The following is a 24,502-nucleotide window of genomic DNA, read 5'->3' as shown; positions in this document are numbered from 1 at the left end:
TAGCAAAAGCAATTGAAACTGCTTTTACTCAAGTCTCGTTAACTGATATTTATAATTGGTTTACCCATTCTTGTTACTGTACTTCACCAGACTGAGAAATGCTATAATTTATTCACCTCTACTTACTTATCTAGGATCAGATAATCAGAATTTATCAAAAAAAATCGCTGGTATCCTTCTTTATGGTGTGAATTGACAACAGAAATTGCTAATCTAGCCGAAGGACGAACTAATGATTAATTATGTTTCCAACTTATGTTTTGTTGATTGGGGAGCGTTGGAGATGTGAGGTAAAAGGGACTGGGGATTAGGGATTGGGGACTGGGTGTAAAATCGAAAAATTATGATGCTTGCTCTTACCCACCACCAAATTTTAAAAAACAATTCCTTGTACCCATTACCCAGTACCCAGTACCGGAGCGGCGACTAGTTGAGCCAAAACTGGAGGCACAACAGTTTAATCGCTTCCCCATTACCCCTTATCCCCAGCTACGGTGTACACACAAGTCGAATTACCCCCCTTAATCCCCCCTTGCCAAGGGGGGAAATAGAAAATCCAGTTCCCTCCCCTTTGCAAGGGGAGGGTTAGGGTGGGGTAATCCGACAGACTGGTTGTGATTCTATAACTTGTGTATACACCGTAGTTATCCCCAGATGGGGCCCCACTCCCTTTAGAAGAAATCAGGCATCCAAGGCGAAGCACCTGCAAATATTTGCGTAGCTGCTAAGATAGCTTTTTCTGTCCCATCAAGTTTTCCCACTTGTTGCAAATGGTAGGGGGTGAACAAACTTGTATACAATGGTGCCAATTCGCGGATATTTAGCTGTAACTCGCCCTTTCCGCCTTTTGTGACTTCACCACGTCCGTTGGCGACAGAAAGAATAAATTTACCATTGTTTGCAGGTAGTAAATTATCTTGAATTTCTAGGTGCAGTTCAGCTTGGATTTCCGATGGATAACCCCGCGTTTCCAGTGCCTTGACTACATCTATTACCCGAAATAGCCAACGACTCTCACGCCATATTTTGGCAGTTTGCTCTGGTAGTAGCAATGTCAGAGAATCAATTGCAGAACTCTTCCATCGCACCTGATGAATTTGGGAGCGATGATTTGCCAGAAAAGACCAGAAAGTTTGTGCAGCACCAACTGTGCGAAGTACCCAATCTTTTATCCAAAGGATTTCACCGTCTTCCGTTCGCTCTTGAGTGAAAATGATATAGCCTTGGGGTTGCTCTTTAGTACCAATAAAATAGGCATAGACTATTTCTTTCTCATCTGGTTGGATTATTCGCTGCCAGATTGCTGGATGTCGGTCTAAATATCCATGCGTTAGTCTCGCTTGCTGCTGATATAGTTCATGAAAGACTTCATGATTGATGCTCACTACTGGTTCTAAAGGTAGGGGTTGCTCCCGCACTTGGATATTCCTGGTAGAAACTTCCCAAATACACCAGCTACCTCCCTGCTCATACCCTACTTTTCGGTACAAAGTTTGAACAGCTGGATAAAGAGCGGAAATTGCTACGCCTCTAGCATAAAGTTCTTTGAGGGTGTGTTGCATGAGAGCGATCGCAGCTCCCGAACCGCGATACTCTGGAGCAATGCCCACTGCGGCAATTCCTGTCATTGGTACACGCACACCACCCCACCACTGACCCATATCCAGAGTTGCCAATCCACCAACTACTTGCTCCAATCCCCGAATAATGCGGAAATTTTCTACCCCAATCAAGTTGATATAAGCTTCCTCACCACCAAGTCCGCTGATAAAACACTGCTCAAGGATAGTTTCAAGCTGCTTAATATCCTGTGGATGAGAAAGAGTGCTGTATTCAAATTGAGCCGTCATTTCTTATACCATGATTAGTACAAAATCACAATCATACTACAGCAGTCGTTACCCCAATGGTTCACCAACTAGCTTGAAAATGGAGACTGGGAAAAAAGATTTATTATATGTCTTGGTATAGGAATGCGCTTTGATTTCTGAACTAATTTGCGTAGGCAGGCAATAGGGGATAGGCAACAGGCAACAGTAAAGAAGGCTTCTTAGTTGTACTGAGTTTTTTCACCAAATCAAATATGAGTCCTATATACTCAGTTAATGATGGCTATTTAGTACACAATGACAGAAATAAACATATCATTACATCGGTCTAAAAAGTCTAATTGAATATATAGCTAGGGTAACAGCAGTATCTACTTAAGCTTTATTACAGCAACCCTGATATAATAAATTTTCGGATCGTTCTGACTTGAGATGTAGTAATAGATAATCTCTTCATAGAGAGAGGAAGCTTTTTCTTTCACCAATCAGCTATAAAGCCCCAGAATCATGCTCCTAGTCACGCTAAACTACACTACTGCACGTTCAATTTTAACTGTCAGGACACTTACACTTATCTATTAATGAGTGGCTTCAGAACTGTTTCTTCTATTCATAGGGCCTGGTGTACCACCCGTCGGTTGCTGTTAACACATCACTTACAAAAAATATGTCAATCAGTTGGATTTACCTCATCATAGCAATCGTTTTTGAGGTTTCAGGCACAACTTGCATGAAATTATCGCAGGGATTTACTAAAACAGTTCCTTCGGTATTAATATTTGTCTTCTATGGACTTTGTTTTACTTTTTTGACTTTTGCTCTTAAGAGACTTGAAGTGAGTGTAGCTTATTCTGTCTGGGCTGGATTGGGAACTATCCTAGTTGCGCTTATTGGTATTATCTGGTTTCGCGAATCTGCCACATTAATGAAACTTTTTTCGATCGCCTTAATAATCATAGGGGTAATTGGTATAAACGCAAGTGATTGAAGAAGAATTCTGACGACTGACGCCTTTATTCTGTTCGATAAATTAAACGGACATGATATTAGACATTACCCAGATTAAAAAATACCTCGTCAATGTTAAAATTGACGAGGTAAATAAACCAAAACTGATCATTTTGCTGGTTGCTGTTGTAGGGAATACACCAGCAATTTTTATTGTTCCGCTAGCAGAGCAAAATGAGCAGACTTAACTAAATGCTTTTAAAAGTATAGTAAACCTCGGTAAATATAGCCCACAAGTAATTGACTTTTAATACTTTAGCAGAGACGCTCAAAGTAATGCAGCCAAAATGGCAAGTTTTTTATACACTGAGGCGTAAAGAACATTGCATAATAGTATCAACTGAAAGCAATTTTTAGGAATTCAACCATAGCTTAGGGATGCACAATTGTGAATCCACACAACGGATTGTGCTTCAAATAGATGAAAAAGGCTTTAGCACTAGTATAGCACGGCGGAAATAAACCAATCATTCCAAATCAACGAAACCCTTATGCTGTATTCATTTTTAATTTTTAATTTTTAATTTTTAATTCCGCCTTGCAGTACTAGCTTATTAGGTCAAAATTTATTGAACCCAGCAGAACGACGATAAAGTAACCAGATAAACAGCGGTGAACCCAGCAAAGCAGTGACGGAACCTACTGGTAGTTCTACTGCTCCTAGCCTAGAGAGTAAATCTGCAAAAGTCAGTAACCATGCACCTGCAAGGGCGGAAAGTGGTAAAACAAAGCGATGATCTGTACCAACGATGAGGCGGACACCGTGAGGGACAACAAGACCAACAAATCCAATCAAGCCACTGATGCTGACGGCACCTGCGGCTAATAGAGTGGCGACACCACCAATTAACAGGCGCGATCGCGTCAACGAAACCCCCAAACCCACAGCCAAATCATCTCCCAAAGCCAGCACATTTACCGATCGCGCCAACAAGCATCCTCCGATCAATGCAACGATGATATAAGGGGCAGGCGTAGCAATTTCTTGCCAACCCCGTCCATTAAGACTACCAACTAACCAACTGAGCGCAATTTGAATTTGACCGTCTTCAGCTAAAAGCAGCAATGTACTTTGTACAGCACCAAATAAAGAACTCACCGCCACTCCACCTAAAATCAACCGCTCAACAGAAATCCCCGACCCCGCACGACCGAGTAAAATAACGATCGCAGAAGTCAAAATTGCCCCCATCCACGCTGCTAAAGGAATTGCGATCGGGAATATCTGCCACACAATCATCAGAATCACAATTAATCCTGCACCCGCTGAAATGCCCAAAATAAATGGATCAGCCAGACTATTGCGTAACATTCCTTGTAGCAATGCTCCTGACATTCCCAAAGCTGCACCGACAATGAGAGCCGCTGTAATGCGTGGAAGACGCAAATCCCAGAGAATTGTCTGTTTAATTGGATCGCCTTTGTGGAGAATGGCTTGCCACAATTCCGACAGATTTAAAGGTACTGCTCCTTGAGAAAGCGACAGTACTAGCGTTACCACCAGTGCTGTACCAAGGAGGAAAACAGCCCAAAATACACGGTGTTTAGTAAAAATTGTCTCAAATGGTCTAGTCAAATTTAAATATGTATTTTTTTTAATATAATCCGTCTCAAACACAAATACATTGGGGATAGGGCATTGGACAGGAGGGAGAAGAATTAAAACTTGGACGTTGAGCCTCTAAAGCTGAACGTTTAAATTTTAACTCCCAATGCCCAATGCCCAATGCCCAATGCCCCACTACGTCAATTCCAGCCCACCTTGATAGCCAGTGACAATGCGACCACCATCTTTGAGGATGTGGACTTCTATCTGGTCGCTAGCCCAAGTAATTTGGTCTTGGAAAGCTGGGTTTAACACCCGAACCCGTTGATTACTAGAAGAAACTGGAGAATCGGGAGAATTAATTGCCAGAGATTGTACAAAAGGCCCGTCAATCAAGATATCGAGTTGTTCTAACAATTCTTGGGAACCTGGTGGCGCGGATTGGGACTGTAGCTGCTTAAGAGTGAACCCAGTAAAAGACATTACATTCAACCCAGCAGCTTTGACTTTCCGAGCTAAAGATGCCAGGGCAGTTGCTTGCCAAAATGGTTCTCCACCAGAGAATGTTACACCCATATTGCGGGGATTGTTAAGAATATTCTCGGCAAGAGTATCAACGGCAATCAATTGGTTAGCCTCAAATGACCAGGAGTTAGTATTAAAGCAGCCAGGACACTCACGAAGACAACCTTGTACCCAGACAACTGCACGACAACCAGGGCCATTAACTTCTGACTGATCAACATAACCCATAATGTTGAGATAGCCAGGGGGAATTTCCATGAGTGCTAGCGATGGGTCAGTTGGCTTAATTTCCATCTCTTTAACTCCTTTGAGCCGTTGCCTGTTAACTGTTAAATATAGCGAATCTCCAGTTATATAACCGTGACAATAGTTATATACAGGAGAATAAAACAGCCAGGAGGCAGGCTTTAGCTTAAACATTAGTTGCCTCTCACTCACCTACCCGATAGGGAGGTGATGAGATGAATACAAGTGAGTGACGAATTGACCAACGAGCAAAATTGAGCATAGCGATGGCAGCAATGTTGGTCGATGAAGCAACTTATTTTTCAGCCAGAATCGCGTAAATTTCCCGTTTAACTTGCTCTAAAAGCTCACGAACCCGATTTATTCGCTCCATATTGCCACTACGAGCAACCTGCACCACAACAGCAGCTAATTCTGTTGCGGCATTCCGTAGTTCAATAAACTCTTGGGGCTTACCTTTGACAAAACTTTTGAAGCTATCCCAAGGAGAGTTTGAAGTTTCTTGTTGGGCACGTTCTGCCAATAATTGTCTACCTTCATCGGTAATCGTGTAAATCCGCTTGCCACCTTCCTGGGCGCTCTTGAGATAACCACCTTCTTCCAGCAATTGGAGTGTTGGATACACTGAGCCAGGACTGAGGCGACGGAAACCACCATAGCGAGTTTCCATCTCTTTAATCAGGTCGTAACCATGACTAGGATGCTCGGATAACAATTCCAGCAGAATAAACTTGATGTCACCCCGACGAGTCCGATATTCATCTCCCCAACCACGACCAAACATTTCATTGCCAAAGTGTTTCTCATGATGTCTACCATGATGTTTGCCATGTTGAAACCAAGACCTGACAAGCAATGAATCATCTTCGTTAACTCCTGCCCATGCAGGTGTTCCAAAGTGTGACCGAAAATGTCTAAACATAAGTGAATCTCAAATCAACTTTCTCTAATATACGATACATCGGAATATATCACGATATATCGGAATAGAATTTTGATGAAGATTTTTGAAGTGTAAAAGAGATTAGGGACTGAAAAGAGGCAAAGGGGTAGGGTGCTGCTCTTGCTGAGGAGAATGACACTAAGAAAAGCCGCAAAAGCTTGTTCTGACTGATTCTCCGCTTCCAGGCTGGGAATCAGTCAGAAAAAGGACTGTATCTTTTACGAGCGAGAGTAGTCCTGGTAAACACTTGTATTAGAAGTTGCAAGTTACTAATTTTGCCTCAAGATTTTTCGCTTTGTCAAAGTATAAAATAAGACAAAATTTACACTTAATATAAAATGCCTTAGCATTTTAAAATACAGGATTAACCCACAATCAAAAAATTTTATCCTAAAATCAAATATTCAGTGAATTTACGTATGCGAATTTAAGTCTTCTCAATGAATAGTAGAATTAGCCCATACAGGAGAAGACAGTGACACTCTTAAACGAAGCTCAAATAGAGCAGCTAAAGGAAATAACCACACACTTGCGACAAGTAAGACAAGAAAAATCCATCCGCATAGAAGAAATAGCCGCTCAAACACTAATTAGAGCAGGTGTTTTGCAAGCTTTAGAAGAAGAACGATTTGAAGAATTGCCTGAGCCTATTTTTGTTCAAGGATTCATCCGTCGCTATGGAGATGCTTTAGGACTGGATGGAAATGCTCTATCGTACACCTTTATAAGCAATGTTGTTCGCCAAGACTCCAATAACAATCATAAAAAGTCAGACAGCAAACCAAATACATACATACCTCTTGTTTTTACCTACATTCTATTATTAGTTGCTGCATCTACTGGTCTTTTATATATACTTAACCCACCACAAATTGCATCTGAATCCGTGACTCCAGAAGTAAATGGTCAACAGTCAATAGTCATTAATCAGTGAGTGGGGGAGATGAGGGAGCAGGGGGAAATGAGGGGGAAATAAGCAGTGTCCAATCCCCAATCCCCAATCCCCAATTTCAAGATATTTGCGGTTTACGCAGATGCCAACTAGTAGATTGCTCATAGGCATGAGCAACCTGAAACAGTAGGTCTTCTCGCAGCACGTTGCCAATTAACTGTAATCCTATCGGTAGTCCCTGATCATCAAAACCACATGGCAAACTTAGACTAGGTAAACCAGCAAGATTCACAGGAATAGTCATTAAGTCAGTTAAATACATACTCAAGGGGTCAGTAGTTTTTTCCCCTGCTTTGAATGCTGTAGTGGGGGATGTGGGACAAACTAACACATCAACCGCGCCAAAAGCCTTTTCAAAGTCTTGCTTAATCAAGGTACGGACTTTTTGCGCTTTTAGGTAGTAGGCGTCATAATAGCCAGCGGAGAGGGCATAAGTGCCAATCATAATCCGGCGTTTGACTTCTGTACCAAAACCAGCGGCACGGGTACGAGTGTACATGGATAGCAGATTATCGGCATCAGGAGCGCGGTATCCATATTTAACGCCATCGTAACGAGCCAGGTTTGCTGATGCTTCTGATGGGGCAATTATGTAGTAGGTGGGTAAGCCATAGCGGAAACGGGGACAAGAAATTATGTGAATCTCTGCTCCCAAACTTTGTAGTTGATCTACTGCTTTGGTAACAGCTTGTTCTACTACAGCGTCTAAACCTTCACCAAAAGTTTCTTTAATGATACCAATTCTTAGCTGACCTCTGGGTTTGAAGTCTGGTTTTAAGCTAGCAGCGTAGTTAGGAATGGCAACTTTCAGGCTGGTAGAGTCTTTGGGATCGTGACCTGCGATCGCATTTAATAATATTGCCGCATCTTCTACCGTGTTTGCAAATGGCCCAATTTGATCTAAAGAGGAAGCATAAGCCACCAAACCATAACGGGAAACCAAACCATAAGTTGGTTTCATCCCCACCACGCCACAGAAAGATGCCGGTTGGCGAATCGAACCGCCAGTATCAGAACCGAGAGCAACCACACATTCTTGTGCCGACACCGCAGCCGCAGAACCTCCCGAAGAACCACCTGGAATTCGTGACAAATCCCAAGGATTAGCCGTGACTTGGTAGGCAGAGTTTTCTGTAGAACTGCCCATTGCAAACTCATCCAAGTTGGTTTTGCCTACCATTACCGCCCCAGCATCAGCCAGTTTTTGTGTCGCCGTTGATTCATAAGGCGGCACAAAATTTTCCAAAATCCGGGAAGCGCAGGTGGTGGGAACTCCCTTGGTACACATATTGTCTTTGATACCCACAGGAATACCTGCTAGCAGTCCAATTTCTTCTCCCGCAGCGATTTTGGCATCCACAGCACCCGCTTGCTCTAATGCCCGTTCTGCCGTCACACACAAAAAGCTGTGCAGTTTCGGCTCTAACGCTTGAATGCGATCTAAAGCTTCTTGGGTAATTTCAACGGCAGAACGTTCTTTCTTAACCAGTTGTTGGTGCAACTCGCGGATGGATGCCATGATTGCTCTCTTTATGACTCACTCAAGTCATTGATTCTAGTACATATTGGTCGATATTGGTATCGCTATTGGGCATTGGGTATTGGGCATTGGGCATTGGGCACTGTTTATTTCTCCCTCATCTCCCCCTGCTCCCCTGCTTCTTCCCCCAGGGCAAACCATCTAATACTAAGCGGATTAATATGTATTGAAATGTGTTTAATAACTTTAAAAAAGTAGCAAATATATGGCTATTAACTGTCTATTGAATAGTTTACCAAAGTTTTGATATATATTTGCTACTTTTGTGTAAGAGTATAGCAGTGTTTTCTAGTGATATAATTTTGTATTACAAGTACTATTAAGAATACATTTTTTACGATTTTATCAATTAATTAATTTCGTAAAACTTTTTTCAGGGGTAGGGTAGGATGATAAAAATAGCTACACGCAAATATTTAGGCAAACAAAATGTCTATGACATTGGGGTTGAGCGTGACCATAATTTTTCGATTAAAAATGGCTTAATAGCTTCCAATTGTTTCAATAAATCCCATTCAACAGCTTATGGTTATGTAACTTATCAAACAGCATATTTAAAAGCTAATTACCCATTGGAATATATGGCGGCGCTGTTAACAGCTAACAGTGGTGATACCGATAAGGTACAGAGATATATTACCAACTGTACAAATATGGGGATTTCCATAGATCCGCCAGATATTAATCGTTCTGGTGTTGATTTTACGCCAACGGCAGGAAAGATTCTGTTTGGATTTTCGGCGGTGCGTAACGTGGGGCAAAATGCGATCGCTTGTATTTTGGAAGCGAGAAATGAGACAGGAGAGTTCAAGACTCTTGCTGATTTTTGCGATCGCGTCGATTTACGTGCTGTTAACCGCCGAACTCTAGAGTCGCTGATTTATTGTGGAGCCTTTGACAAAATTGAACCCAACCGTCAACAGTTAATTAACGACTCAGAATTGGTGTACGATTGGGCACAATCTCGCGCTAAAGATAGAGCCAGTGGTCAAGGTAATCTGTTTGATTTATTGGGCGATGGTTTTTCTTCAACTCAGAATAAAAGAGCAAATAATGCCTTTGAAACTGCTCCAAAATCTAAACCTGTGACAGATTTACCCCCACAGAAAAAGTTGCAGATGGAGAAAGAATTACTAGGCTTTTATGTATCAGATCATCCATTGAAATCCTTACGGCAAATAGCACCACTTTTGACACCAATTAACCTTTCGCAACTGGGAGAACAAAGGGAAGATACAAGACTTTGTGCAGTTGTCATGTTAAATAACGTCAAAAAAGTGGTGACGAAAAAAGGTGATCAGATGGCAATTTTGCAAATAGAAGACTTAACTACACAATTAGAAGCTGTAGTTTTCCCGAAAACTTATGAACGCATTAGTTCCCTACTCCAAGTTGATACTAGATTAATTATTTGGGGAAAAGTAGATCGACGCGATGAGCAAACTCAATTTATTCTTGAAGATGCAGAACCAGTGGAAACAGTACAAATGGTGATGGTGGAATTAAATCCCCAGCAAGCAGGTAACATGGAAGACTTACATCGCTTGAAAACAATTTTGCAAGAACATTCAGTAGACAAAGAAAAGGCAAAAATGCCAGTGATTGGAATTATCCAAACTGAAACTTCTCGTAAACTTGTTCGCTTGGGTTGGCAATTTTGCGTACAAGATTCTAGAATAACCGTTCAAGCTTTGCAAAATGCTAGTTTTCCTGCTCATATAAAATCGCTGACTGGTAGCTGACACCAGAAGTGAAAAATCCACCAATACTGAAAAGCAGCTTAAAAATTCGTTGATTGAACTGTCAACAGTAAATCGCCTTAAGTATTCAGGATTTTAATCGTTTTTTTAGTTACTTATGCTGATGATAATTTCCTTGAGGGAGTGGTATCTTTTTATGCTAAGACCCTTAAGGCTGCGACCGGGGGAAGGAGTTAGAACTTGATGATTGTAAACGAGCTACATAGATTTGTTTCATACTGTAAAAAAATTCAACCCCAAACTCACGAGGACATTCAAAAATTTTTTGAAGGAGTGATATTGTTTCCTTATGATAAGGAACTTCTATTACAAGCTTATTTATTTCTGAATATTAAAGAATTGTTTCCCTCGTGCGCTGAATTGCTGTTATTTGAAAAGTCTCCAATTTCAGATTATACAGATTTAGGAAAGTGTGATTTTGTCTTCTTGACCTTTAAAGGTAGTCTGTTTTTAATTGAAACTAAGTTTATTGATACAGAAGCAACTGGAGCGACAGAACGGAAAAGAAGAAATAAACATAGAAACAAGGTGTTTGAGCAAGTTATTACTCTAAAAGGTAGATTTAGCGAATATTGGAATATGAGGCTAGATCAATTAGAGTGCGGGGTTTTCACAACAGATCCAGAAGTTGCTTGGCGAGGAAATGGTGTGAATGTCATATCTAAATCAATATCTATAGATAAACTTGAACAATGGCGCAGAAGTTATCACAGTAGTGAAAAGTTTTTATCTCATCAAGATGGATCAAAGTTTGAGGAGAAGGTTAATTTGAAAAGTTGAGCCAAGACCCAAATATACTTCTTAGAGTGAATGGTGTATGGGGCATAAGTTCAATTCGCAATGACGCTCGCGGACTCGCTACCGCTACGCTAACGCAATTAACAATGCCCCATACACCAACCCAGAGAAATCATCTGGGTTTTCCTTCCATCAATCTTTACTGCCAAACATAGATAAGGACAAACAAAATAATCCAGATAACATCGACGAAGTGCCAGAACAACGAGGTTGCATTGACGCCGAAGTGACCTGTATCGTAATTGCCAGGGATGAAAGAACGGATCAAAATTATTAACTGCAACAGGATACCAGTGAAAACGTGCAAACCGTGGAAGCCTGTAAGTAGATAAAACGTTCCACCAAATACCCCGGAAGTGAAACCAAAGGCGAGGCCGTTCCATTCAATCGCCTGTCCAACTAAAAAGTAAGTTCCCATCGCCATTGTTGCCAAGAGAAACAGGCGGAATTTTACTAAGTCGTGGCGTTGAAGGGCGCGTTCTGCTAAGTAAATTACAAAGCTACTAGCAACCAGAATTACTGTGTTGATTGCCGGTTCTTTTACTTCTAGTCCAGAAACACCTGCTGGTAGCCAGTTTGGGGTTGTTGTTTTGTAGATGGCATATCCGGCGAAAAAACTCAAGAAGATGACGCTTTCTGAGAGCAGGAAGACGATGAAGCCAAACATTTTGTTGCCTTCTTCGTCGTGGGTATGTTCTGCGGCTGTGTGGTGCAATTCTTCGGAATTGATATAGCTGTCCATTTTGCTTTTTGAGGGGGGAATTTGAAACGCATAGGCTTTGCCTTCCCGCAGGGTAGGAACGCAAAGGGAAGCGCGGAGGTACGCGGAGGGTTTTTGCGTCTTCCCGATGGTTGGCGTTTATTCTGGGAGGTTGGCTGTCAAGTGTTCTGATTTGCCGTAGCCGTAGGGTTCGGAGATGATGATGGGAGTTTCTTCAAAGTTTTCTACTGGAGGGGGTGAAGAAACTAACCACTCTAATCCGATTGCTCGCCAAGGGTTAGCGGGTGCTTTCTCGCCTTGCATCCAAGAAATCACCATGTTGAATATGAAGGGCAAGGTGGACATTCCTAAGAGAAATCCGCCGAGGCTAGCGATGATGTTCCAGAATTGATACTCAGGGGCGTAAGAAGCAACTCGGCGTAACATTCCTTGCAATCCCAAGGGGTGCATGGGCAAAAAGTTGAGGTTGGTGCCGATGAAGGCTAACCAAAAGTGGATTTTACCCCAGCTTTCGGAGTACATCCTTCCGGTCATTTTAGGGAACCAGTGATAAATGGCTGCAAATAAGCCCATCGTCACAGTGCCGTAGAGGACGTAGTGGAAGTGTCCGACTACAAAGTAGGTATTGTTAACGTGGACATCGACTGGCACTGAAGAAAGCATGATGCCTGTGATTCCGGCGAAGACAAACATGACTAATGCACCCAAGGCAAACAGCATGGCGGTATTTAGCCGCATTTTACCGCCCCAAATAGTTGCTACCCAAGCAAATACTTTAATTCCTGTGGGGACGGATACAAACATCGTTGTCATCATGAAAATCAACCGCATCCAGCCAGGAGTACCACTGACGTACATGTGGTGTACCCAAACGATACCGCTGACTACTGCAATCAACATTGATGAAACAGCAACTACTTTGTAACCAAATAGGGGTTTACGTGAATAAACTGGGAAGATTTCTGAGAAAATGCCGAAGATGGGCAAAATAATCACGTAAACGGCGGGGTGGGAGTAGAACCAGAAGTAATGCTGGAACATCACTGGATTTCCACCTTTGGCGGGGTCAAAAAAGGCAGTGCCAGCAGTTAAGTCTAGTAGCAGCATTACCGCGCCAGCTGTTAGGGCTGGCAGTCCAAAAAGTTGGATGATTTGGGCGCTAAATACTGCCCAGACAAACAACGGCATTTTGAAGAAGCCCATTCCTGGGGCCCGCATCTTGACAATGGTGGTGACAAAGTTCACTGCCCCCATAATTGAGGATACGCCGGATATTGCCACCGCTAACAGCCAGAGAACTTGACCATTAATCAAGTTACCTGTGGGATTCTGGAGACTGACTGGCGGGTAAGACCACCAGCCGGCTTGGGCTGGGCCTCCAGGGACGAAGAAGCTACCCATCATCAAAATCCCAACTACTGGTACCATCCAAAAGGCGACGGCATTCAGGCGGGGAAATGCCATATCTCGCGCCCCAATCATTAGGGGCACTAGATAGTTAGCAAAACCAACCAGTGAGGGAAATGTCCACAAGAACAGCATCACAGTGCCGTGCATGGTGAACATACCGTTGTAGACGGTGCGATCGACTAAATCTGATTCGGGTGTCATCAGTTCTCCCCGCATCACCATCGCAAAGATACCGCCGACGAGAAGGAAGAAAAATGAGGTGACGAGATACTGGATACCAATAACTTTATGGTCGGTACTAAAGCTGAAGTATTCTTTCCAGCTACTCGGAGATTCGTGGTTAGGCTTCTCATCAGGGAGAAGGATACCTTCAATAGGAACATTAGTCATGGTTACTTTCCTTTCAACCAGGTGAATTGACTAGAGGAGGTGCAGCAGGTGGAACTGTAACCCAACCAGTTTGAACTGATTGATGGGATGTTTGGGCATACTCAGAAGCCGCTTGATTATTTGCTATGGATGGCTTTTGGGTTGCAGCTTGTGCCAGCCATTGCTGATAATCTTCAGGAGATTCGACGATGACATTCGCTTGCATCGTCGCAAAGTATGTACCGCTATATTGAGAATCGGTCAATCGGTATTGTCCGGGGCGGATGGGAGTAAATTCAAAGTCGATCGCGTGGTTAGGAATAATATCCTGCTTGAGGCGGAATGCAGGAATATAGAAGCCGTGGATAACATCCTGTGATTTCAGCGCTAAACGTATCCGGCGATCGCTAGGTAAATGCAATTCGGTACTGGTAATATCTCTTTCGGGATAATGGAAAACCCACGCCCACTGTTTGGCTAGTACGTCGATTTTTTCTACAGGTTCCGCTAAAGCGTTAGCTGGTGCATCTTTTGGTTCTGCATAAGCCGATTCCATTCCCAATGGATTATGCAGGTGAACTATTTCCGATGGGCCTTGAATTCCCATTTGTTCATAAACTTGATAGCTGTAACCCGCAATCCACAACACTAACAGAATTGGAATTGCTGTCCAGACAACTTCTAAGGTGATATTACCTTCAATTGGGGGGCCATCAGTGAAGTCATCTTTGACTGCCCGATGGAAGATCACAGAATACATCAGAGTACTTGTTACTCCCAAGAAGATGAATGCACCGAGGGTTACTAAGAAGCTAATCAAATCATCAATTAGTACGGATTCGGCTGCTGCTTGGGGAGGAAGCCAGGAGTAAGACTGCTTGCCGATCCAGAGACTAGTAACAGTGATTGCGATCGCGCCTGTAAGCAGCGTCAAAATATTTAAAATCTTCTGGATTTTCATGGTCTTTGGTTATTGGGCATTGGGAATTGGGCATGGGGCATGGGGCATGGGGCATGGGGCATGGGGCATTGGGCAAATGACTATTTGAGTGTTGTGTTTAGGTCTTGGTGCGATCGCAGCAAATTATCTGCTGTATTGTGTACGCCAAATTCGGCGGCTAGTTGCGCTCCTAGTGTGCCGTGGATGTACAGAATGAACATGATTGCTATGCCTGCGAACAGATAGATCCATTGCACTTCTCTATCTGTCTGTTTATATTCTTGTTTGCCCCAAACGAAGCGCTGCCATGCTCTCCAGATGGTCATGCCAACAATCAGCGCTAATAAGAATACACCTCCTACACCATGCCAAAGCATAGTTTCCATTGCCTGCAATCCCCAGGCACTCTTCATATCAGCTGGTGGTGCTGCCAATAGCATTTCGTAAAAGCCTGCTCCCACTGTGAAAAATGTAATGATGCTGGCAGCTAACATGTTGTACCAACCAACAGCAAATAAGTTGTCACGTTCAACAGTAATTGCCAAAAATTTGAAGACCCATTTTTCAAAGGGGAACAGAACACCAACAATATCAAAGGTCATCGCAATGATGAACAAACCTATTGTCAGATGCACTAAGTTGGGATGAATAGGAATTGTGTAAGGTAATCCGTTTGCGCCTAGAGAGCCGCTCAATTGGTCAATCAATTCTGAGTTCATCGCAACAAACCATCCTTTACTGCTTCCACAACTGGTACTGTATGCAATCCATATACCCAAACAAGTTCATCTCCGAGATATACTTGCAAGCCAACTATTAGGGTTAAAACTAGTCCGGCTCCCAAATAATAAATTGGTACTTTTTGCGGGTTACGGGCACGAATTACATAGCGCCAAGCTGTAATCGCTGTGATAATTCCTGAAAGCGACCAACCAATTAGCGTATGTAAATTCAGCACCGATTTAGCTAGGCTGTAAGGCTGTGCTAACCCTGCTTCAAACTGACCAAAAATAATTGCAACGAAGATTGCGATCGTGGCAACTAACATATTCCACCAACTCACCTCAAAAAGACCGGATTTACCAGTAAAATAGCCAATTACATCACAGACAAAGGAAAATAAAACCATCGCAATTACGAAGTGGACAACGATGGGATGAATCGTATCTGGATAGGGCAAATTGTGGTCGTTCAAGGATGTCAAATACTCAATCATCGTCTTCTCCTGGAAATATCTACCGCACTTTGGTCAATCAATTTTGGATTTTGGATTGGCGATCGCGCAGTCTTAGTGAGCGTCTTTTAGATTTATTCCGTCCCAGACGAGATATAAACTAGAAGACCCTAATCAAAAATCTCAAATCGCTAGTCAATAACTGATGGACACTCACTAACATCACCACAAGTATCCATCCATAATTGAGCGAATTCTGTTCAATATCTGCGCTGTTCAATACGCTTAATCATGTCTTAGCTTTTTGTAGTCAAATCTAGTTAAATTGCCTACATAGAATAATTTTGGTTTTGATTCATTTCCTTATGCCAATAGTCTGCAACAGCAATTCTTGATGGAGCTAAATCAAATCGCTGTCCTTTGTTGATTTGCTTAACCTATCCTTTAGCTTAAGTAAATTTTTATGAATTGTCAAAACAATAAATATTAAACTTTTAAAGGTTAGTAATTTGACAAAAAAATATTTTAATAATGTATTTATTTTTGCATTTTTTTAATATATAAAAAAACTCTAGATACGATGTTTGTCTGTAAGATATTTCACAATCATCAAATATTTGTTTGTAATACAAATAACAAAAATGTTTGAACCACTCAAAAAGCCCCTTAAAATTAAAAAAGGAAGGAATCAAGCTACAAAAGTGTCGAATCCAGGTTAATTCAGAAGCCAGTGATACAGTTATTGCAATAGGTTCGCTTTTTTCCTCTGATATTATCTAACAGAATTCAGGAGTCAAGAGCGGAGCCGGAGACGCTCCGCCTCCGGTCAGAATGGGCTAAACCTTAGCTATCCGCTAACAGCAATGTTTTCTTTATGACTGGCGGACTCACGACTCGCTAACGTCTTTATTCTGACTTCTGAATTCTTCTTCATTTTCATAATTCTTTCATTTTTATCTTCCTTCTGCTAAAGTGAGACAAAAGTGAGAAGATTATGAAATTACTATAATGAGATTTAATATCAGTAACTTTCAGATGCAACTACCGCAGTATGGACAAAAATTGGCTGTAGTGTCTGGGCTGCTATTGGGGCTATGTTTGGGTGGGTGTAGTCCGTCAAGCTCCAATTCTCAACCACAGTTAAGTCCAAACCCAGGTACAACTAGCACCAGTAATCTAGAAAAAAAAGATAAAAAAGTAGTTCTTACCACCTTTACAGTCATCGCAGATATGGCACAAAACGTGGCGGGAGACAAGGCGATTGTCGAATCTATCACCAAACCAGGGGCGGAAATTCATGGTTACGAACCAACTCCTAGCGATTTGGTGAGGGCGCAAAAAGCAGACCTAATTTTAAATAATGGTCTGGATTTAGAGCGTTGGGCACAAAAATTGTATAACAGCGTCCCTAATGTGCCTCACGTTACTCTAACTGAGGGGATTAAACCTGTAGAAATTACGGAGGATGCCTACAGGGGGAAACCTAATCCCCATGCTTGGATGTCACCACAAAATGCCTTGATATACGTAGAGAATATTCGCAAGGCATTAGTTAATTTGGACTCAGCGAATGCAGAGACTTACAATACCAATGCCAAAGCATACAGCGAAAAAATTAAGGAAGTCGATGAGAGACTGCGAAAAGCCGTGTCGGTAGTTCCAGCAGACAAGCGCTACATGGTAAGCTGTGAAGGCGCATTTTCATACGTTACCCGCGATTATGGCTTGAAAGAAGTTTATCTCTGGGCGGTCAACTCTGAACAGCAAGCTACTCCCAAACAGCTAGAAAAAGTCATTGAGACAGTTAAGAACAATAAAATACCTGTAGTTTTCTGTGAAAGTACGGTAAATGACGGAGCGCAGCGTCAGGTAGCTAAAGAATCGGGAGCAAGGTTTGGTGGAGTTTTTTACGTTGATTCCCTGTCTCCATCTGATGGACTAGCACCGACTTATCTAAAGTTGCTAGAACTTAATATTACTACTCTAACTCAGGGGTTAGAGGAAAAGTGAGCAAGTATGCAAGAATAAATCTAACTATTGAAAATTTATTTGCAGTAAGAACTTTAGTCCTGTTTTGTTCTCTGCAAAACATTACATATTTGCCAAAAGGACTTGAGTTGCTCACTAAAAAATACTGATTAATTCTAGAGGTAATTTTTAATGAAATCTATTTCGATTGATGTCGAAAATCTGACGGTTGCTTACCACGGCAAAGTTGCTTTACATGGTGCTTTTTTGCAAATTCAAGCAGGTTCAATAAGTGGTTTAGTGGGGATGAATGGTAGCGGTAAATCAACATTGTTTAAGGCGATTATGGGGTTTTTGAAGCCAGTCACGGGGCGGGTTTTGATTAATGGCTTACCGATAAAAAGTGTACAGAAAAAAAGCTTAGTCGCTTATGTACCGCAATCAGAAGAAGTGGACTGGAATTTTCCAGTAAGTGTCCATGATGTGGTAATGATGGGACGCTATGGATACATGAATATACTGCGAATTCCGTCGGCGAAAGATCGAAGTGTCGTGAGGGAGAGTTTAGAGAGGGTGGAAATGTGGTCAATGCGCGATCGCCAAATTGGAGAACTCTCTGGTGGACAGAGAAAACGTGCCTTTCTCGCCCGTGCTTTGGCACAACAGGGAACAGTTTTACTATTAGATGAACCTTTCACTGGAGTCGATATCAAAACAGAAAAAGCGATGATTGACTTATTGCTGGAATTGCGAAAAGAAGGTCATACAATTTTGATTTCTACTCATGATTTAGCTTCTATCACAACTTTCTGTGACCAAGTAGTACTCATAAATCGTACTATTTTAGCTTATGGCGATACATCCGAAGTTTTCACAGAAGAAAATCTCTCACGAACTTTTGGCGGTTCCCTTGCAGATTTATCCCTCAGCAAAAGCAAAATCATCCGTGGTAATCAAAATGAATTCGATTAATTTAAATTTGTAATTGATATTCCTGATATTATTTTTTAAAAAATATGAATACTCTCGCATTCTTAGACTGGTTAACTGCACCCCTACAGTATGAATTCATGGTGAAGGCAATTTGTGTAAGTGCCTTAGTTGGGGTGGTATGTTCTGTTTTATCTTGTTTTATGACCCTTAAAGGTTGGGCATTGATGGGAGATGCTGTTTCTCACGCAGTAATGCCTGGGGTAGTAATTGCTTATGTTTTAAATATTCCTTTCGCCGTGGGTGCTTTTGTCTTTGGAGTAGGTTCAGTTATTGCCATTGGTTATATTAAAGCGAAGACGAGAATTAAGGAAGATACTGTCATCGGACTTGTATTTACAGGATTTTTTGCTCTTGGTTTGGTGCTAGTTTCCAAAACTCCAAGCAGCGTAGACTTGACGCACATTTTATTTGGGAATGTCTTGGGTATTTCTAATGAAGATATTATCCAAACGGTAATTATTAGTGTAATCACTTTAGTAACAATCGCTATTTTACGCAAAGACTTACTATTATTTTGCTTTGATCCTACTCATGCACGTTCCATCGGCTTGAACACAGGAGCGCTTCACTATATTTTACTATCATTACTTTCACTAACTGCTGTCGCCGGACTCCAAACAGTGGGAATTATTCTGGTTGTAGCTATGTTAGTTACTCCGGGAGCAACGGCTTATTTATTAACAGACCGTTTCGACCACATGATACTAATTGCAATGGCATCTGGAGTATTTTCTAGTGTTATGGGGACTTACATCAGCTATCATATCGATGGTGCAACTGGGGGTTGCATTGTGGTGTTGCAAACCTTGTTGTTTGTCATAGCAATGATTTTTGCACCTAAACATGGGTTACTGGTAAGGGCAAAGAAGCAAGAAAACACTGACTGAATTCAGTATGAATGAGCCTTTGCTATTTCCGTAACTCACATTATGTAGGTGTGAGGGCTAAACAAGTGTCGTTTAAAATTGTGGTAATTGGTACTTCCTTAGGCGGATTATCTGCATTGAAAATCATTCTGGGGAATTTACCAGCGGACTTCCCTGTGCCGATCGCGATCGTGCAACACCGTCACAAAGAGTCTGGTAATACACTTCAGGAGTTATTACAAGAATCCACTTTGTTGAAAATTCGAGAAGTGGAAGACAAGGACGAAATACTACCAGGATATATTTACATAGCTCCAGCAGATTATCACTTACTGGTTGAACCAGGTCACTTTGCCCTTTCAACTGATGAGCCTGTTTCTTATGCTAGACCATCTATTGATGTGCTGTTTGAGTCGGCAGCTGATGTCTACACTGAGCAAGTTATTGGTGTAATCTTGACAGGAGCAAATCAAGATGGTATGCAAGGTCTTAAGAAAATAAAAGCGCGGGGAGGAACTACTATTGTACAGGAACCTGCCACAGCAGAGAGCGACATCATGCCAGAAGCAGCAATTTCTACTGTTGCAGTAGACTGGATTTTGACACTCTCAAACATTGCTTCCCAGATGGTCAAGCTTTGTCACTTATCACAGAAATAAACCGATGCAGATGGAACCCAAAGTCAACATCCTCCTAGTAGATGATAAGTTAGAAAATTTGCTGGCACTAGAAGCAATCCTAGAAAAACTAGGGGAGAATCTCGTGAGAGCGACTTCTGGGGAAGAAGCTTTGAGATGTCTGCTGCATCAAGATTTTGCAGTGATTTTGCTGGATGTGCAAATGCCTGGGATGGATGGCTTTGAAACTGCTACCTTAATTCGCAATCGGGGGCGATCGCGTCACACTCCAATTATCTTTCTCACCGCCTTTAGCACCAGCGACCAAATGCTGTTTAAAGGCTATGCTTTGGGTGCAGTTGATTATTTGCTCAAACCACTAGACCCCAATATCCTGACTTCTAAAGTCATAGTATTCGTAGAACTATTTAAGAAAACAGAAGCCGTCAAGCAACAAGCAGCGCAGCTAGTAGCTGTGAATACAGAACTCAGGCAAAGTGAAGAACGATTCCGATCGCTAAGTACCTGCTCACCCGTTGGCATTTTTGAAATTGATACTGAAGGCGGCTGTAAGTATACTAATCCTCGCTATCAGGCAATTTGTGGTTTGAAAGCAGCAGAGAGTTTAGAAAAAATATGGCTGGAATCTGTTCATCCAGAAGACAAAGAACGAGCCGTTGCTAGTTGGTCTGCCTACATTCGTGAAGGTCGAGACTACTCAGAAGAGTTTCGCTTTCAAACTGCTCATGGTAGCGATCGTTGGGTTCAGGTTCGCTCATCACCGATGCTTTCCGGTCAAGGGGAATTGATGGGATATGTGGGAACCCTTGAAGATATTACGGAACGCAAGCAAGCAGAAGAAGTCCGCGCTCAAGTAATTCGAGAACAGACAGCAAGACAAGAAGCAGAAGCCGCAAATCGGATGAAAGATGAGTTTCTTGCTGTTCTCTCCCACGAACTCCGCACACCCCTAACCTCGATGTTGGGCTGGTCAAAAATCCTCCGCGCCAAGAAACTTGACGAAAAAGCTACTTCCCGCGCCTTAGAGGCGATAGAACGCAACGCTATATCTCAGATGCAACTAATTGAGGATATCTTGGATGTATCCCGGATTATCCGAGGTCAGTTGCGGTTAAATGTATCTGCGGTGAATCTGATCTCAGTGATGGAAGCAGCATTAGAAGCAGTGCGCCCCCTCGCAGAACCAAAAGATATTAAGTTAAATACTGTCCTGGATACTTCCATAGGGTCAGTTTATGGCGATCCAGCCCGTTTACAGCAAGTTGTCTGGAATTTACTAACTAATGCCATTAAGTTTACGCCTAAAGGTGGTAGGGTCGAAGTCAGGCTATCAAAATATTTGGGATTTTCGATTTCAGATTTGGAATTGGGATCTGATGATGAAAATTTAGACTCTTTAGACACTGATAAAAGCAGTAATCTGCAATCCAAAATTCAAAATTCAAAATCCCAGTACGCCCAAATTCAAGTTATTGATACGGGTATTGGTATCAGTTCCGAGTTTTTACCTAAAGTATTTGAGCGTTTTCGGCAGGCAGATAGTACCACAACGCGATCGCACAATGGATTAGGATTAGGACTAGCGATCGTCCGTCATCTAGTAGAACTGCACAAGGGGGCAATATTTGCCCAGAGTTTAGGCACTGGACAAGGAGCAACTTTTACTGTCAGACTACCACTGCTACAAGACAATAGGGGTAATAGGGCGAGTAGAGAAGCCACAGGAGAAATTTCTTCTGTGGCTTCTACGCCCCTTGCTGGATTAAGAGTTTTAGTTGTAGATGATGAAACAGATACCCGTAACTTTCTCAGTTTCATGTTTGAGGAGTATGGGGCTTTTGCCACTGCGGTAGGATCAGTTGATGAAGCGTTAGCAGTACTTGAACAAGCAAAACCAGATATCCTGATTAGCGACATCGGTATGTCAGAGCAAGATGGCTATACACTAATTCGGAAGCTGCGCTCTTTAGAACCAGAAAAAGGCGGACATATCCCCGCGATCGCTTTAACAGCATACACGCGAGAAGAAGACCGCTTAAAAGCCCTTTCAGCAGGGTTTCAGCAGCATTTATCTAAGCCAATTGACCCCACTAAATTAATTACTGTGGTTGCCAATGTATTAGAACTACCTCTGGAAGTTTCGGTGAGTTGATTTGTCATTGGTCATTTGTCATTGCCCAATCAAGACGAAGTTAGGGCGTGTTTTTTCAATTCGTCTAAGGAAACCACTTCTAAGGCTCTAGCATGGGTTGCTGAAAGTATTACGGGTGGAGCAACGCCAGCTTCTAGAGCTTCTTGCCAGCGAGAAGCACACAAACACCAGCGATCGCCAGGCTTTAATCCAGGAAAATTAAAATCAGGAACAGCTGTACTGAGGTCGTTCCCACGTGATTTGGTGAACTCCAGGAATTCTGATGTCACTTGGGCACATACGACATGCGATCCGAAATCCTGACCACCTGTACGACAAAAGCCGTCGCGGTAAAACCCAGTCACGGGAGAGGTACAGCAAACCTCTAGGTTTCCATCGATTACGTTTTTAGCGTCTGTCATCGTTAATTTGGTTGTACTTGATTTTTCTGCTTGATATAAGCTTATATTTATTGTTAATTTCCTGGTTGAATTAAAATTTCTATCTCTCAATAAATTCCGAAAAGCAGGGAATTATAGAATCATTTAAATCAAAATCGCTAAAAAACCTCTCAGCAGAATATTTAAGAGCGATCGCTCTCAAAGGGACTGAGTTTTCCCCTTACCGAGTATTTAAATAAAAACCCCTGGCTAACTACCAGAGGTAATGCAAGTCAGTACTTTTCGCATGGAATGTATCCTACTCGAATACCATAGCAACCTTCTAATTTACAGATATGCCATTCTGCCAAACAAAAAAGCCCCCAGTGGTAAGCTGAGGGTTAATTTTTTCTAGAATAGCGGTAATATACAAAGCTATTATTCCCAGATGAGTAGGCAAATAATACTTGTAGCCCTTTTAAATAAGCAAAACTAATCACTTTCATCAGATTTACTGAAGTAATAAAAGTTGATTAAAAATTGTAAAGCAGTGTAAGGTGGTTTCACAGGCGAAGACAAAACCGCCTGATTCATAAATAACTAACCGCACTTATAAAACAATGACAACAACCTTACAACGTCGCGAAAGCGCCAACGTATGGGATAGATTCTGCGAATGGATCACCAGCACTAACAACCGGATTTACATCGGTTGGTTCGGCGTAGTAATGATTCCAACCTTGCTAGCCGCTACCGCTTGCTTCGTAATCGCCTTCATCGCCGCTCCTCCCGTAGACATCGATGGTATCCGCGAACCAGTAGCAGGTTCATTAATTTACGGAAACAACATCATCTCCGGTGCAGTAGTACCTTCCTCCAACGCTATCGGCTTGCACTTCTACCCAATCTGGGAAGCAGCTTCTCTTGATGAGTGGTTGTACAACGGCGGTCCTTACCAGTTAGTAGTTTTCCACTTCCTGATTGGCGTATTCTGCTACATGGGTCGTGAATGGGAACTATCCTACCGCTTAGGAATGCGTCCTTGGATTGCGATCGCATATTCTGCTCCAGTAGCAGCAGCAACCGCAGTATTCTTGGTATACCCAATCGGACAAGGTTCCTTCTCTGATGGTATGCCTTTGGGTATCTCAGGAACATTCAACTTCATGATCGTGTTCCAAGCAGAACACAACATCTTGATGCACCCCTTCCACCAACTAGGTGTAGCTGGTGTATTCGGCGGAAGCTTGTTCTCTGCAATGCACGGTTCACTAGTAACTTCCTCATTGGTTCGTGAAACCACCGAAACCGAGTCACAAAACTACGGTTACAAATTCGGTCAAGAAGAAGAAACCTACAACATCGTTGCAGCCCACGGCTACTTCGGTCGTCTAATCTTCCAATACGCTTCTTTCAACAACAGCCGTTCACTGCACTTCTTCTTAGCAGCATGGCCTGTAATCGGAATCTGGTTCACCGCCTTGGGTGTAAGCACAATGGCGTTCAACTTGAACGGTTTCAACTTCAACCAATCAATCATTGACTCTGAAGGTCGTGTGATTGCAACTTGGGCAGATGTAATCAACCGCGCTAACTTGGGTATGGAAGTAATGCACGAGCGTAACGCTCACAACTTCCCTCTAGATTTGGCTGCTGGCGATTCTGCTCCTGTAGCTCTTACCGCTCCTGCTATCAACGGTTAATCATAAGCTTAAGTCGCTATCCATAGCGTCTCTACAATTTAAAAAAGCGTCCTCTGGTAACA

23 protein-coding genes are annotated in these 24,502 nt (G+C 42.3%); 12 read left to right on the top strand and 11 right to left on the bottom strand.

What is annotated here, in order from left to right; all coding sequences use genetic code 11:
* Positions 1–671: 671 nt before the first annotated feature.
* Positions 672–1,850, bottom strand: a complete 1,179-nt coding sequence (gene eis / locus A4S05_RS32695) for a GNAT family N-acetyltransferase (protein WP_069073927.1) — start codon at positions 1,848–1,850, stop codon at positions 672–674.
* A gap of 646 nt (positions 1,851–2,496) precedes the next feature.
* On the opposite strand from eis, the gene A4S05_RS32690 reads away from it, so the two are divergent.
* Positions 2,497–2,817 (top strand): DMT family transporter, encoded by a 321-nt coding sequence (locus A4S05_RS32690; RefSeq protein ID WP_069073926.1) that lies wholly within the window; start codon positions 2,497–2,499, stop codon positions 2,815–2,817.
* A gap of 52 nt (positions 2,818–2,869) precedes the next feature.
* Positions 2,870–3,025, top strand: coding sequence for a hypothetical protein (locus tag A4S05_RS42270; protein WP_176727176.1), 156 nt, complete (start codon positions 2,870–2,872; stop codon positions 3,023–3,025).
* 371 nt (positions 3,026–3,396) lie between these two features.
* Here A4S05_RS42270 and A4S05_RS32685 read toward each other — a convergent pair whose 3' ends face one another.
* From A4S05_RS32685 to A4S05_RS32675, 3 genes are all read right to left on the bottom strand, one after another.
* Complete coding sequence (locus tag A4S05_RS32685) at positions 3,397–4,413, bottom strand: FecCD family ABC transporter permease (protein ID WP_069073930.1); 1,017 nt, start codon at positions 4,411–4,413, stop codon at positions 3,397–3,399.
* 165 nt (positions 4,414–4,578) lie between these two features.
* Positions 4,579–5,202 (bottom strand): 4Fe-4S single cluster domain-containing protein, encoded by a 624-nt coding sequence (locus A4S05_RS32680; protein WP_069073929.1) that lies wholly within the window; start codon positions 5,200–5,202, stop codon positions 4,579–4,581.
* 247 nt (positions 5,203–5,449) lie between these two features.
* The gene (locus A4S05_RS32675; protein WP_069073925.1) at positions 5,450–6,076 is read right to left on the bottom strand and encodes a PadR family transcriptional regulator; all 627 of its coding nucleotides are present in this window, start codon (positions 6,074–6,076) and stop codon (positions 5,450–5,452) included.
* A 496-nt stretch (positions 6,077–6,572) separates the two neighbouring features.
* Here A4S05_RS32675 and A4S05_RS32670 point away from each other — a divergent pair, with 496 nt between their 5' ends.
* Positions 6,573–7,031, top strand: coding sequence for a helix-turn-helix domain-containing protein (locus A4S05_RS32670; protein ID WP_069073924.1), 459 nt, complete (start codon positions 6,573–6,575; stop codon positions 7,029–7,031).
* A 76-nt stretch (positions 7,032–7,107) separates the two neighbouring features.
* Here A4S05_RS32670 and gatA read toward each other — a convergent pair whose 3' ends face one another.
* Positions 7,108–8,568: an Asp-tRNA(Asn)/Glu-tRNA(Gln) amidotransferase subunit GatA gene (gatA, locus tag A4S05_RS32665; RefSeq protein ID WP_069073923.1), complete on the bottom strand. Its 1,461-nt coding sequence runs from the start codon at positions 8,566–8,568 to the stop codon at positions 7,108–7,110.
* A gap of 410 nt (positions 8,569–8,978) precedes the next feature.
* Here gatA and A4S05_RS32660 point away from each other — a divergent pair, with 410 nt between their 5' ends.
* Together A4S05_RS32660 and A4S05_RS32655 are read left to right on the top strand one after the other, a co-directional pair.
* Positions 8,979–10,331, top strand: a complete 1,353-nt coding sequence (locus A4S05_RS32660; protein ID WP_069073922.1) for a helix-hairpin-helix domain-containing protein — start codon at positions 8,979–8,981, stop codon at positions 10,329–10,331.
* 201 nt (positions 10,332–10,532) lie between these two features.
* Positions 10,533–11,129: a hypothetical protein gene (locus A4S05_RS32655; protein WP_069073921.1), complete on the top strand. Its 597-nt coding sequence runs from the start codon at positions 10,533–10,535 to the stop codon at positions 11,127–11,129.
* A gap of 157 nt (positions 11,130–11,286) precedes the next feature.
* Here the strand turns inward: A4S05_RS32655 and A4S05_RS32650 are convergent, their stop codons facing one another.
* The 5 genes from A4S05_RS32650 to A4S05_RS32630 form a co-directional block, all read right to left on the bottom strand.
* Positions 11,287–11,889 carry a cytochrome c oxidase subunit 3 gene (locus tag A4S05_RS32650; RefSeq protein WP_069073920.1) on the bottom strand — a complete coding sequence of 201 codons (603 nt, stop codon included), beginning with the start codon at positions 11,887–11,889 and terminating at the stop codon, positions 11,287–11,289.
* A 117-nt stretch (positions 11,890–12,006) separates the two neighbouring features.
* Positions 12,007–13,668, bottom strand: coding sequence for a cytochrome c oxidase subunit I (gene ctaD / locus A4S05_RS32645; protein ID WP_069073919.1), 1,662 nt, complete (start codon positions 13,666–13,668; stop codon positions 12,007–12,009).
* 13 nt (positions 13,669–13,681) lie between these two features.
* Complete coding sequence (locus A4S05_RS32640) at positions 13,682–14,608, bottom strand: cytochrome c oxidase subunit II (protein WP_069073918.1); 927 nt, start codon at positions 14,606–14,608, stop codon at positions 13,682–13,684.
* Positions 14,609–14,688: 80 nt separating this feature from the next.
* The gene (locus A4S05_RS32635) at positions 14,689–15,306 is read right to left on the bottom strand and encodes a DUF2231 domain-containing protein (RefSeq protein ID WP_069073917.1); all 618 of its coding nucleotides are present in this window, start codon (positions 15,304–15,306) and stop codon (positions 14,689–14,691) included.
* A complete protein-coding gene (locus A4S05_RS32630) occupies positions 15,303–15,803 on the bottom strand; it encodes a DUF2231 domain-containing protein (RefSeq protein ID WP_069073916.1) in 501 nt (166 codons plus the stop codon). The genes A4S05_RS32635 and A4S05_RS32630 overlap by 4 nt, the downstream gene beginning before the upstream one ends.
* Between A4S05_RS32630 and A4S05_RS42265 the strand changes: the two genes are divergently transcribed.
* The 6 genes from A4S05_RS42265 to A4S05_RS32605 all read left to right on the top strand — a co-directional run bounded on the left by A4S05_RS42265 (position 15,785) and on the right by A4S05_RS32605 (position 22,378).
* Positions 15,785–15,925 carry a hypothetical protein gene (locus A4S05_RS42265; RefSeq protein ID WP_176727175.1) on the top strand — a complete coding sequence of 47 codons (141 nt, stop codon included), beginning with the start codon at positions 15,785–15,787 and terminating at the stop codon, positions 15,923–15,925. The genes A4S05_RS32630 and A4S05_RS42265 overlap by 19 nt on opposite strands.
* 844 nt (positions 15,926–16,769) lie before the next feature.
* Positions 16,770–17,771, top strand: a complete 1,002-nt coding sequence (locus tag A4S05_RS32625) for a metal ABC transporter substrate-binding protein (protein WP_084227353.1) — start codon at positions 16,770–16,772, stop codon at positions 17,769–17,771.
* A 150-nt stretch (positions 17,772–17,921) separates the two neighbouring features.
* Positions 17,922–18,701 carry a metal ABC transporter ATP-binding protein gene (locus A4S05_RS32620; protein ID WP_069073915.1) on the top strand — a complete coding sequence of 260 codons (780 nt, stop codon included), beginning with the start codon at positions 17,922–17,924 and terminating at the stop codon, positions 18,699–18,701.
* Positions 18,702–18,745: 44 nt separating this feature from the next.
* The gene (locus tag A4S05_RS32615) at positions 18,746–19,609 is read left to right on the top strand and encodes a metal ABC transporter permease (RefSeq protein WP_069073914.1); all 864 of its coding nucleotides are present in this window, start codon (positions 18,746–18,748) and stop codon (positions 19,607–19,609) included.
* A 65-nt stretch (positions 19,610–19,674) separates the two neighbouring features.
* Entirely contained in the window at positions 19,675–20,247 is a 573-nt protein-coding gene (locus A4S05_RS32610) for a chemotaxis protein CheB (protein WP_069073913.1), read from the top strand.
* 4 nt (positions 20,248–20,251) lie between these two features.
* On the top strand, positions 20,252–22,378 hold the full coding sequence (locus tag A4S05_RS32605) for a hybrid sensor histidine kinase/response regulator (RefSeq protein WP_069073912.1): 2,127 nt from the start codon (positions 20,252–20,254) through the stop codon (positions 22,376–22,378).
* Between the two features lie 29 nt (positions 22,379–22,407).
* On the opposite strand, the gene A4S05_RS32600 is transcribed toward A4S05_RS32605, so the two are convergent.
* Positions 22,408–22,779, bottom strand: a complete 372-nt coding sequence (locus tag A4S05_RS32600; protein WP_069073911.1) for a DUF2237 family protein — start codon at positions 22,777–22,779, stop codon at positions 22,408–22,410.
* Between the two features lie 578 nt (positions 22,780–23,357).
* Here A4S05_RS32600 and psbA point away from each other — a divergent pair.
* Positions 23,358–24,440, top strand: coding sequence for a photosystem II q(b) protein (gene psbA, locus A4S05_RS32595; RefSeq protein ID WP_069068940.1), 1,083 nt, complete (start codon positions 23,358–23,360; stop codon positions 24,438–24,440).
* Positions 24,441–24,502 lie beyond the last annotated feature (62 nt).

It is taken from the genome of Nostoc sp. KVJ20 (assembly GCF_001712795.1).
Taxonomy (GTDB): Bacteria; Cyanobacteriota; Cyanobacteriia; order Cyanobacteriales; family Nostocaceae; genus Nostoc.
Note: the sequence above shows the minus strand (reverse complement) of the source record. Positions and strands in the feature narration are given on the sequence as shown.

What these genes read in the sequence shown, in the direction of transcription:
- eis (WP_069073927.1), bottom strand. Translation starts at nt 1,850, where the DNA reads ATGACGGCTCAATTTGAATACAGCACTCTTTCTCATCCACAGGATATT.
- A4S05_RS32690 (WP_069073926.1), top strand. Translation starts at nt 2,497, where the DNA reads ATGTCAATCAGTTGGATTTACCTCATCATAGCAATCGTTTTTGAGGTT.
- A4S05_RS42270 (WP_176727176.1), top strand. Translation starts at nt 2,870, where the DNA reads ATGATATTAGACATTACCCAGATTAAAAAATACCTCGTCAATGTTAAA.
- A4S05_RS32680 (WP_069073929.1), bottom strand. Translation starts at nt 5,202, where the DNA reads ATGGAAATTAAGCCAACTGACCCATCGCTAGCACTCATGGAAATTCCC.
- A4S05_RS32675 (WP_069073925.1), bottom strand. Translation starts at nt 6,076, where the DNA reads ATGTTTAGACATTTTCGGTCACACTTTGGAACACCTGCATGGGCAGGA.
- gatA (WP_069073923.1), bottom strand. Translation starts at nt 8,568, where the DNA reads ATGGCATCCATCCGCGAGTTGCACCAACAACTGGTTAAGAAAGAACGT.
- A4S05_RS32660 (WP_069073922.1), top strand. Translation starts at nt 8,979, where the DNA reads ATGATAAAAATAGCTACACGCAAATATTTAGGCAAACAAAATGTCTAT.
- A4S05_RS32655 (WP_069073921.1), top strand. Translation starts at nt 10,533, where the DNA reads ATGATTGTAAACGAGCTACATAGATTTGTTTCATACTGTAAAAAAATT.
- A4S05_RS32650 (WP_069073920.1), bottom strand. Translation starts at nt 11,889, where the DNA reads ATGGACAGCTATATCAATTCCGAAGAATTGCACCACACAGCCGCAGAA.
- ctaD (WP_069073919.1), bottom strand. Translation starts at nt 13,668, where the DNA reads ATGACTAATGTTCCTATTGAAGGTATCCTTCTCCCTGATGAGAAGCCT.
- A4S05_RS32640 (WP_069073918.1), bottom strand. Translation starts at nt 14,608, where the DNA reads ATGAAAATCCAGAAGATTTTAAATATTTTGACGCTGCTTACAGGCGCG.
- A4S05_RS32635 (WP_069073917.1), bottom strand. Translation starts at nt 15,306, where the DNA reads ATGAACTCAGAATTGATTGACCAATTGAGCGGCTCTCTAGGCGCAAAC.
- A4S05_RS42265 (WP_176727175.1), top strand. Translation starts at nt 15,785, where the DNA reads ATGTCAAATACTCAATCATCGTCTTCTCCTGGAAATATCTACCGCACT.
- A4S05_RS32630 (WP_069073916.1), bottom strand. Translation starts at nt 15,803, where the DNA reads ATGATTGAGTATTTGACATCCTTGAACGACCACAATTTGCCCTATCCA.
- A4S05_RS32625 (WP_084227353.1), top strand. Translation starts at nt 16,770, where the DNA reads ATGAGATTTAATATCAGTAACTTTCAGATGCAACTACCGCAGTATGGA.
- A4S05_RS32620 (WP_069073915.1), top strand. Translation starts at nt 17,922, where the DNA reads ATGAAATCTATTTCGATTGATGTCGAAAATCTGACGGTTGCTTACCAC.
- A4S05_RS32615 (WP_069073914.1), top strand. Translation starts at nt 18,746, where the DNA reads ATGAATACTCTCGCATTCTTAGACTGGTTAACTGCACCCCTACAGTAT.
- A4S05_RS32605 (WP_069073912.1), top strand. Translation starts at nt 20,252, where the DNA reads ATGCAGATGGAACCCAAAGTCAACATCCTCCTAGTAGATGATAAGTTA.
- A4S05_RS32600 (WP_069073911.1), bottom strand. Translation starts at nt 22,779, where the DNA reads ATGACAGACGCTAAAAACGTAATCGATGGAAACCTAGAGGTTTGCTGT.
- psbA (WP_069068940.1), top strand. Translation starts at nt 23,358, where the DNA reads ATGACAACAACCTTACAACGTCGCGAAAGCGCCAACGTATGGGATAGA.